The sequence below is a fragment of the Streptomyces sp. URMC 124 genome (assembly GCF_051386455.1).
Taxonomy (GTDB): domain Bacteria; phylum Actinomycetota; class Actinomycetes; order Streptomycetales; family Streptomycetaceae; genus Streptomyces.
The window spans coordinates 1-6,845 of the sequence record NZ_JBPQTS010000243.1; the positions used below are offsets into that span (position 1 = coordinate 1).

At 71.8% G+C, this 6,845-nt stretch carries 7 protein-coding genes; 2 read left to right on the plus strand and 5 right to left on the minus strand.

Annotated features, from left to right (window positions below):
- Both ACSNOG_RS31190 and ACSNOG_RS31195 read right to left on the minus strand, forming a co-directional pair.
- The coding region (locus tag ACSNOG_RS31190) for an NAD(P)-dependent oxidoreductase (RefSeq protein WP_436756066.1) at positions 1-514 on the minus strand (514 nt) is incomplete at its 3' end.
- Between the two features lie 72 nt (positions 515-586).
- Positions 587-1,096 (minus strand): allene oxide cyclase barrel-like domain-containing protein, encoded by a 510-nt coding sequence (locus ACSNOG_RS31195; protein ID WP_436756067.1) that lies wholly within the window; start codon positions 1,094-1,096, stop codon positions 587-589.
- Between the two features lie 191 nt (positions 1,097-1,287).
- Between ACSNOG_RS31195 and ACSNOG_RS31200 the strand changes: the two genes are divergently transcribed.
- Positions 1,288-1,710 (plus strand): MarR family winged helix-turn-helix transcriptional regulator, encoded by a 423-nt coding sequence (locus ACSNOG_RS31200; RefSeq protein ID WP_436756068.1) that lies wholly within the window; start codon positions 1,288-1,290, stop codon positions 1,708-1,710.
- A gap of 33 nt (positions 1,711-1,743) precedes the next feature.
- Here ACSNOG_RS31200 and ACSNOG_RS31205 read toward each other — a convergent pair whose 3' ends face one another.
- From ACSNOG_RS31205 to ACSNOG_RS31215, 3 genes are all read right to left on the minus strand, one after another.
- Positions 1,744-2,610 (minus strand): tyrosinase family protein, encoded by an 867-nt coding sequence (locus tag ACSNOG_RS31205; RefSeq protein ID WP_436756069.1) that lies wholly within the window; start codon positions 2,608-2,610, stop codon positions 1,744-1,746.
- Between the two features lie 49 nt (positions 2,611-2,659).
- Positions 2,660-3,028 (minus strand): apotyrosinase chaperone MelC1, encoded by a 369-nt coding sequence (gene melC1, locus ACSNOG_RS31210; protein WP_436756070.1) that lies wholly within the window; start codon positions 3,026-3,028, stop codon positions 2,660-2,662.
- Positions 3,029-3,372: 344 nt separating this feature from the next.
- Entirely contained in the window at positions 3,373-4,398 is a 1,026-nt protein-coding gene (locus ACSNOG_RS31215) for an ATP-dependent 6-phosphofructokinase (protein WP_436756071.1), read from the minus strand.
- A 297-nt stretch (positions 4,399-4,695) separates the two neighbouring features.
- Here ACSNOG_RS31215 and pta point away from each other — a divergent pair, with 297 nt between their 5' ends.
- Positions 4,696-6,804 (plus strand): phosphate acetyltransferase, encoded by a 2,109-nt coding sequence (gene pta / locus ACSNOG_RS31220; protein ID WP_436756072.1) that lies wholly within the window; start codon positions 4,696-4,698, stop codon positions 6,802-6,804.
- The last annotated feature ends 41 nt before the right edge of the window (positions 6,805-6,845 follow it).

Here is a 6,845-nt window from a genome sequence, read left to right on the forward strand (position 1 = left end):
CGCCGCCGAGGCGGAACGTGCCGGTGCGCTCGCCGGGCAGGAAGAGCGCGGAGGGGCTGAGGAAGGTCCAGTCGACGTCCGCCGGCAGGGCGCGCAGCGCGTCGAGCAGTTCGACGTGCGCGGACGCCTCCGGCTTCCACTCCTCGCGGAAGCCGGGCTGGTCGATGACGCGCTCCCCGTTCGGCAGGCGCAGGCTGCCGGCGCCGCCGACGAAGAGCAGGCGGCGGCCGGCCGCGCGGGCGGTCAGTTCGGGCAGCAGCGGCAGGGCGACGCGGGCGGGCAGCGCGCTGACGACGACGTCCGCGGCCTCCAGCGGCAGGACGGGGTCGGCGACATCGGCGCTCACGCGCTGCAGGCCGTCGCGGGCCGGGGCCTGCTCGTCGTGGTGGCGGGCGACGGCGGTGACGGCGTGGCCGCGGGTGAGCGCCTCGTCCACGATGCGGCTGCCGGCCATGCCGGTGGCACCGAGGACCGTGATCGTGACGGGGGTGGCGGAGGCGGCGGGGGTGTTCATGCGGGGTTCTCCCAGGGTGCGGGGTTGGCGGGGCGAGGGCAGCGGTCCCCGGCCGTCACGGCCGGGCCGCGGTCACAGCTGGATGTCGAAGGTGACCTTCGCCTGCTCGACGGTCTCCTGCAGGACGCGCACCTGGCCGCGGGCGTTCTTGTACTTGCCGGTGCCGCCGGTGATGGCGAACTGCTCGTCGAAGACCGGGCCCTGGGCGTTCAGCCGGGCGTGGCCCGACGTCGTGATCTTGTTGCCGTCGCCGAGGTCGTAGACGAAGGTCAGCATCTCGGCGGTGCGCGGCTTGGCGTCGGTGGAGATGCCCTGGAAGCTGCTGGTGCCGAGCTTGCGGCCGTCGGCGCCGACGAGGTCGCCGGTGCCGATCAGCTGGTCGCCGAGGGCGGAGTCGGACGGGGCGACGTCGACGAAGTTGACCGAGGTGCCCTTCTCGACGGCCTCGATGGTGATCGAGCGCGGGCCGGCCGGGGAGGCGGTGGCCGCACCCGCCGTGGCGGGGCTGACGGCGAGGGCGGCGCCGATGACGCCGGCCGCGGCGACGGTGAGGCCCAGGGCGGGAAGGGTGCGCTTGCGCATGGTCGTGCTCCAGCCTGTTGCGATCGGTGGTCTGCGATCCGGCATCCGTGAATCCGAGATCCGCGAATCCGAGATCCGTGGCAGCAGCAATATCTGCCGCTGCAGACAATATGTCTGCCGTCGCAGATACTGCAAGAGCAGGTTCTGCCGCTGCGGACGACGTCTGGGACCCTGATGAGGTGGAGGAGCACATGCTGCATGACGACGACGTGACGCTGTACGGACTGTTCGTGGAGGCGTTCACCCGCCTGAAGCCCCTGGTCCACGAGGACCTCGGGGTCCCGGACACCTGGTTCGAGGTGCTGCTGCGGCTGGGCCGCACGCCCGGGCACGCCCTGCGGATGAGCGACCTGGCGACCGCGGTCGCCTTCAGCTCCGGCGGCTTCACGCGGCTCGCGGACCGGATGGAGGAGGCGGGGCTGATCCGCCGCGACCCGGACCCGGACGACCGCCGGGCCGCGCTCGCCGTCCTGACGGAGAAGGGCGAGCAAGCCCTGGACCGCGCGCTGCAGCAGCACCTCGCGCACCTGCGCACGCACGTCAGCGGCCGCCTCTCGGCGGCGGACCGGCGCGCGCTGGAGCGGATCCTGCGCACACTGCGCGACGCGGGATAGGGCGCGGCGGCCGGGGCGGCCGCGCCCCCGGCGCTACGCCGCCGCCGCGTCCGTGTCGTACGCGTAGAACTTCCGGTGGTCGATCATGTCGGCCGGGGTGACCCGCTGCCCCTTCTCGCTCCACGGCTTCATCGGCTCGTCGAGGGCGACGATGTCCTTGACCGGCTCGACCGGCAGGTACGCGGGCGCCTTGGGGTGGCGGCGCTGCCAGTCGGACCACAGCTTGTCGATGAAGCAGTGCAGCAGCCAGAACACGGGGTCGTTGGGCGACATGCCGGTGTTCATGTGGCCGCCGATCCAGCGGTGCACGGTGTTGTGCGGGCCGGTGTTGCCGTTCGCCCAGCCCTCGACGAGGTTGCGGAAGCCGGCCTTGGAGGTGGAGTTCCAGGGCGCCTCGTCGTAGTACGGGGCGGCCAGCGCGGCCTCGACCGTGGCGGCCGTGGGCAGCTGCGGCGTGGACGCACTGCGGCCCATCTCCCGCATCAGGAAGGGGCGTTCGTCGGCCTTGAAGTAGATCGGCCAGCGGCCGCCGCCGTACGCGAACGGGCCGTCCATGACCTGGGCGTCGCGCTCGCGGCCGTTGCCGCCGAGGAAGTCGGGGGCGAAGATCGGGTCGGACAGCGAGCGGTTGACGGTGAAGTCCCAGTACGGGAGCGTCACGGCCGGGTTGACGGACTGCAGGTCCCGCTCGAAGTCGAGCAGGAACCGGCGGTGCCAGGGCAGGAACGACGGCGAGACGTGGCCGGTGCGCTCCTGGTCGTCCAGGTCGCTCATCACGAAGCGGTCGTGGATCTCGACGTACTTGTCGTAGCCGCCGCGGCGCTTGAGCTCCAGCAGCGCCTCGACGAAGTCGCGCCGCTCGGCCTTGGTGAGCTTTGCCTGGTTCTTGCGAACTGCCATGAGGATGTGGCCCTTTACGGAAACGGGATCGGGTGACGAGTCGGGCGGCTCAGACGAGCCGGGCCCCGCGCAGCGCCCGCACGGCGGCGCGGGTCACCTCGTGCGGCGACGCGAAGACCTCGTAGTGGTTCATGACGCTGATCCAGCCGTTGCCGCGCGGCATGATGTGCAGCGGGCGGCCGTCGACGAAGACGGCGATGCCGAAGTCGTGGTGGCCGCCGCTGCCGGAGGTGAGCCGGCCCTCGATGCGGCGGCCCTCGTAGATCTCGTCGAACGGCCGGTGACCACCGGCCTCGTGGCCGTGGTGGTCGTGCTCGTTCTCGGCGGCGAAGGCCTGCGCGGCCGGTCCGGCGAGCACGATGGCGGCGGCAGCGGCGGCGGTACGGCCGAGCACGCGGCGGCGGGTGAGGTCGGACACCCGGGTCCCCCTTCAGAAGAAACGTTCCTTCCGACCAGGAGGTCCAGCTCGTCGAGCTCCCCCGACCCCCCGACCGGCGTAGATGATCATGAACGTAACAGATCTTCGGGAAGAGCCGGACATGTAGCGCGATAGAGCCAATATGAGGCCGTATTTAATAAAGAGGTCTTCTGGAAAGGGGCAGCCCCGACCCGTCCACCACGGGAGAACCTTGCACGCCCGGCACACCCAACCGGAAGATTTCCGGCACAAGGATCAAAGCGTGGCATGCCTCACCACAACAGTGAGGCCCTCGCCGACCGGGGTCGACGAGGGCCTCACGTGGGAAGAAGGGAGGAAGCCGTCTAGAAGACCGACTCCGCCTCGTCCATCCGGCTCTCCGGGACGCGCTTGAGCTCGGTGACGGCGTCGGCGATCGGCACCATCGTGATGTCCGTGCCCTTCAGCGCGGTCATCTTGCCGAAGTCGCCGCGGTGGGCGGCCTCGACGGCGTGCCAGCCGAAGCGGGTGGCGAGGACGCGGTCGTACGCGGTGGGCGTGCCGCCGCGCTGGACGTGGCCGAGGATGACCGGGCGGGCCTCCTTGCCCAGGCGCTTCTCCAGCTCGGCGGCGAGCTTGGTGCCGATGCCGGCGAAGCGCTCGTGGCCGAACTGGTCTATGGCGCCCTTGGCGTACTCCATCGACCCCTCGGCGGGGTGCGCGCCCTCGGCGACGCAGATGACGGCGAACTTCTTGCCGCGGGCGAAGCGCTCCTCGACCATCTTCACGAGGTCGTCGACCTCGAAGGCCCGCTCGGGCAGGCAGATGCCGTGGGCGCCGCCGGCCATGCCGGACTCCAGGGCGATCCAGCCCGCGTGGCGGCCCATGACCTCGACGACCATCACCCGCTGGTGGGACTCGGCGGTGGTCTTGAGGCGGTCGATCGCCTCGGTTGCCACGCCGACGGCGGTGTCGAAGCCGAAGGTGCGGTCCGTGGAGGAGATGTCGTTGTCGATGGTCTTGGGGACGCCGACGACCGGCAGGCCCGCGTCCGACAGCATCCGGGCGGCGGTCAGCGTGCCCTCGCCGCCGATCGGGATGAGGACGTCGATGCCGTACTCGCGGGCGAGCTCCTTGGAGCTCTCGCAGGCCTCGCGCAGCCGGGCCCGCTCCAGGCGGGAGGAGCCGAGGATGGTGCCGCCGCGGGCGAGGATGCCGCTCACGGCCTCCAGGTCGAGCTTGCGGTGGCGGCCGTCGAGCAGGCCCTTGAAGCCGTCCTCGAAGCCGATGACCTCGTCACCGTGGCCGACGACCGCGCGGTGCACCACCGAGCGGATGACAGCGTTCAGGCCGGGGCAGTCGCCGCCTGCGGTGAGAACTCCGATGCGCATCGCGTGCTGTGTCTCCTGCTCTGGGGTCCCCCCTACCGGAGGTAAGGGGATGGTACATGTGAGCCGGGCCGATTGTTTCACGGTCCGACGGGTACCGACGCACCCCGGGGCCGCGCCGGCCGCCGGCCGCCGCTCCTGCGAGCACTGCCGCCTGCTGACGCGCGCCTTATCCAGGGGCGCAGGTATTGTCAAGAGGTCAAGCCCACCATAACGGGTAATTTTTAAGCCGAAGCACACGGCGAAGACACACCGCAGAACCACACCGAAGAACACGGCGATGGAGCAAGGAGAGCACGCGTGACGCGCAGCGTGTACGTGACCGGGACCGACCGGGGCGACGGGCGCCAGGTCATCGAGCTGGGAGTCATGGAGCTCCTGACCCGTCAGGTGGACCGGGTGGGCGTCTTCCGCCCGCTCGTCCACGGCGACGGGCCGGACCGCCTCTTCGACCTGCTGCGCTCGCGCTACCGGCTGGGGCAGTCCGCCGGGTCCGGCCACGGCATGAGCTACGCGGAGGCCTCCGCGCTGCAGGCCGAGCGCGGCACGGACGAGCTGGTCTCGCGGCTGGTCGAGCGCTTCCACGCGGTCGCCCGCGACTACGAGTACGTGCTGGTGCTCGGCACGGACTACGTGGGCTCCACGCTCCCCGACGAGCTGGCCCTCAACGCCCGCCTCGCCAACGAGTTCGGCGCCTCGGTGATCACGGTCGTCGGGGGTCAGGACCAGACAGCCGAGTCCGTGCGGGCCGAGGCGCGCAACGCCTACCGCGCCTACGAGGCCCTGGGCTGCGACGTCGTCGCCCTGGTCGTCAACCGGGTCGCCCCGGCCGACCGCGAGGCCGTCGGCGAGCGCCTGTCGGCGAGCCTGCCGGTCCCCTGCTACACCCTGCCCGAGGAGGCCGGGCTGTCCGCGCCGACCGTGGCGCAGATCGTCCGCAAGCTGGGCGCCGAGGTGCTGCTCGGCGACGACGCGGGCCTCGCCCGTGACGCGAAGGACTTCGTCTTCGGCGGCGCCATGCTGCCGGTGTTCCTGCCGGCCCTGACCGAAGGCTGCCTGGTCGTGACGCCGGGCGACCGGGTGGACCTGATCGTCGGCGCGCTCGCCGCGCACAGCGCCGGCGCCCCGCCGATAGCCGGCGTGCTGCTGACCCTGGACGAGAAGCCGGGCCCGGACATCCTGGCCCTCGCCGACCGGCTGGCCCCGGGCACCCCGGTCGTCTCGGTGCCCGGCGGCTCCTTCCCGACCGCGGCCGAGCTGTTCGCGATCGAGGGCAAGCTGGACGCGTTCTCGCCGCGCAAGGCGGAGACGGCCCTCGGCCTGTTCGAGCGGCACGTGGACACCGCGGAGCTGACGAACCGCATCGCCGTGGCCCGCTCCAGCCGCGTCACCCCGATGATGTTCGAGCACGAGCTGATCGAGCGCTCCCGCTCCGCGCGCCGCCGCATCGTCCTGCCCGAGGGCACGGAGGAGCGCGTGCTGCGCGCCGCCGACGTGGTGCTGCGCCGCGACATCTGCGACCTCACGCTCCTGGGCGAGGAGGCCGCGATCCGCAGGCGCGCCGGCGAGCTGGGCATCGACCTGGCGCAGGCGCAGATCATCGACCCGCAGTCCTCCCCGCTGCGCGAGCGCTTCGCCGAGATCTACGCCAAGGCCCGCGCCCACAAGGGCATGACCGTCGAGCTCGCGCACGACGTGGTCACCGACGTCTCCTACTTCGGCACGCTGATGGTCCAGGAGGGCCTGGCCGACGGCATGGTCTCCGGCGCGGTGCACTCCACCGCCGCCACCATCCGCCCGGCCTTCGAGATCATCAAGACCGCGCCCGGCGCGCAGATCGTCTCCTCGGTCTTCTTCATGTGCCTGGCCGACCGAGTCCTCGTCTACGGCGACTGCGCGGTCAACCCCGACCCGAACGCCGAGCAGCTCGCGGACATCGCCATCCAGTCCGCTGCGACCGCCGCGCAGTTCGGCGTCGAGCCGCGGATCGCGATGCTGTCGTACTCCACCGGCACCTCCGGGTCCGGCGCGGACGTCGACAAGGTGCGCAAGGCCACCGAGATCGTCCGCGAGCGCCGCCCGGACCTCAAGGTCGAGGGCCCGATCCAGTACGACGCCGCCGTGGACGCCGCGGTCGCCAAGACCAAGCTGCCCGGCTCGGAGGTCGCGGGCAAGGCCACGGTGCTGATCTTCCCCGACCTCAACACCGGCAACAACACCTACAAGGCCGTCCAGCGCTCGGCCGGCGCCGTGGCCGTCGGCCCGGTCCTTCAGGGCCTGCGCAAGCCCGTCAACGACCTCTCCCGCGGCGCGCTGGTGCAGGACATCGTGACCACGGTCGCGATCTCCGCGATCCAGGCCCAGGGCGAGGCCGGCAACGGAACCGCGCCGGACGCGCCCGCCGTCTGACGCCCGTACGGCCGTACGGGACCGCCGCCCGGTCCCGTACG

Coding starts and splice junctions, on each gene's coding strand:
- ACSNOG_RS31195 (WP_436756067.1), bottom strand. CDS start 1,096: ATGCGCAAGCGCACCCTTCCCGCCCTGGGCCTCACCGTCGCCGCGGCC.
- ACSNOG_RS31215 (WP_436756071.1), bottom strand. CDS start 4,398: ATGCGCATCGGAGTTCTCACCGCAGGCGGCGACTGCCCCGGCCTGAAC.
- ACSNOG_RS31205 (WP_436756069.1), bottom strand. CDS start 2,610: ATGGCAGTTCGCAAGAACCAGGCAAAGCTCACCAAGGCCGAGCGGCGC.
- ACSNOG_RS31200 (WP_436756068.1), top strand. CDS start 1,288: ATGCTGCATGACGACGACGTGACGCTGTACGGACTGTTCGTGGAGGCG.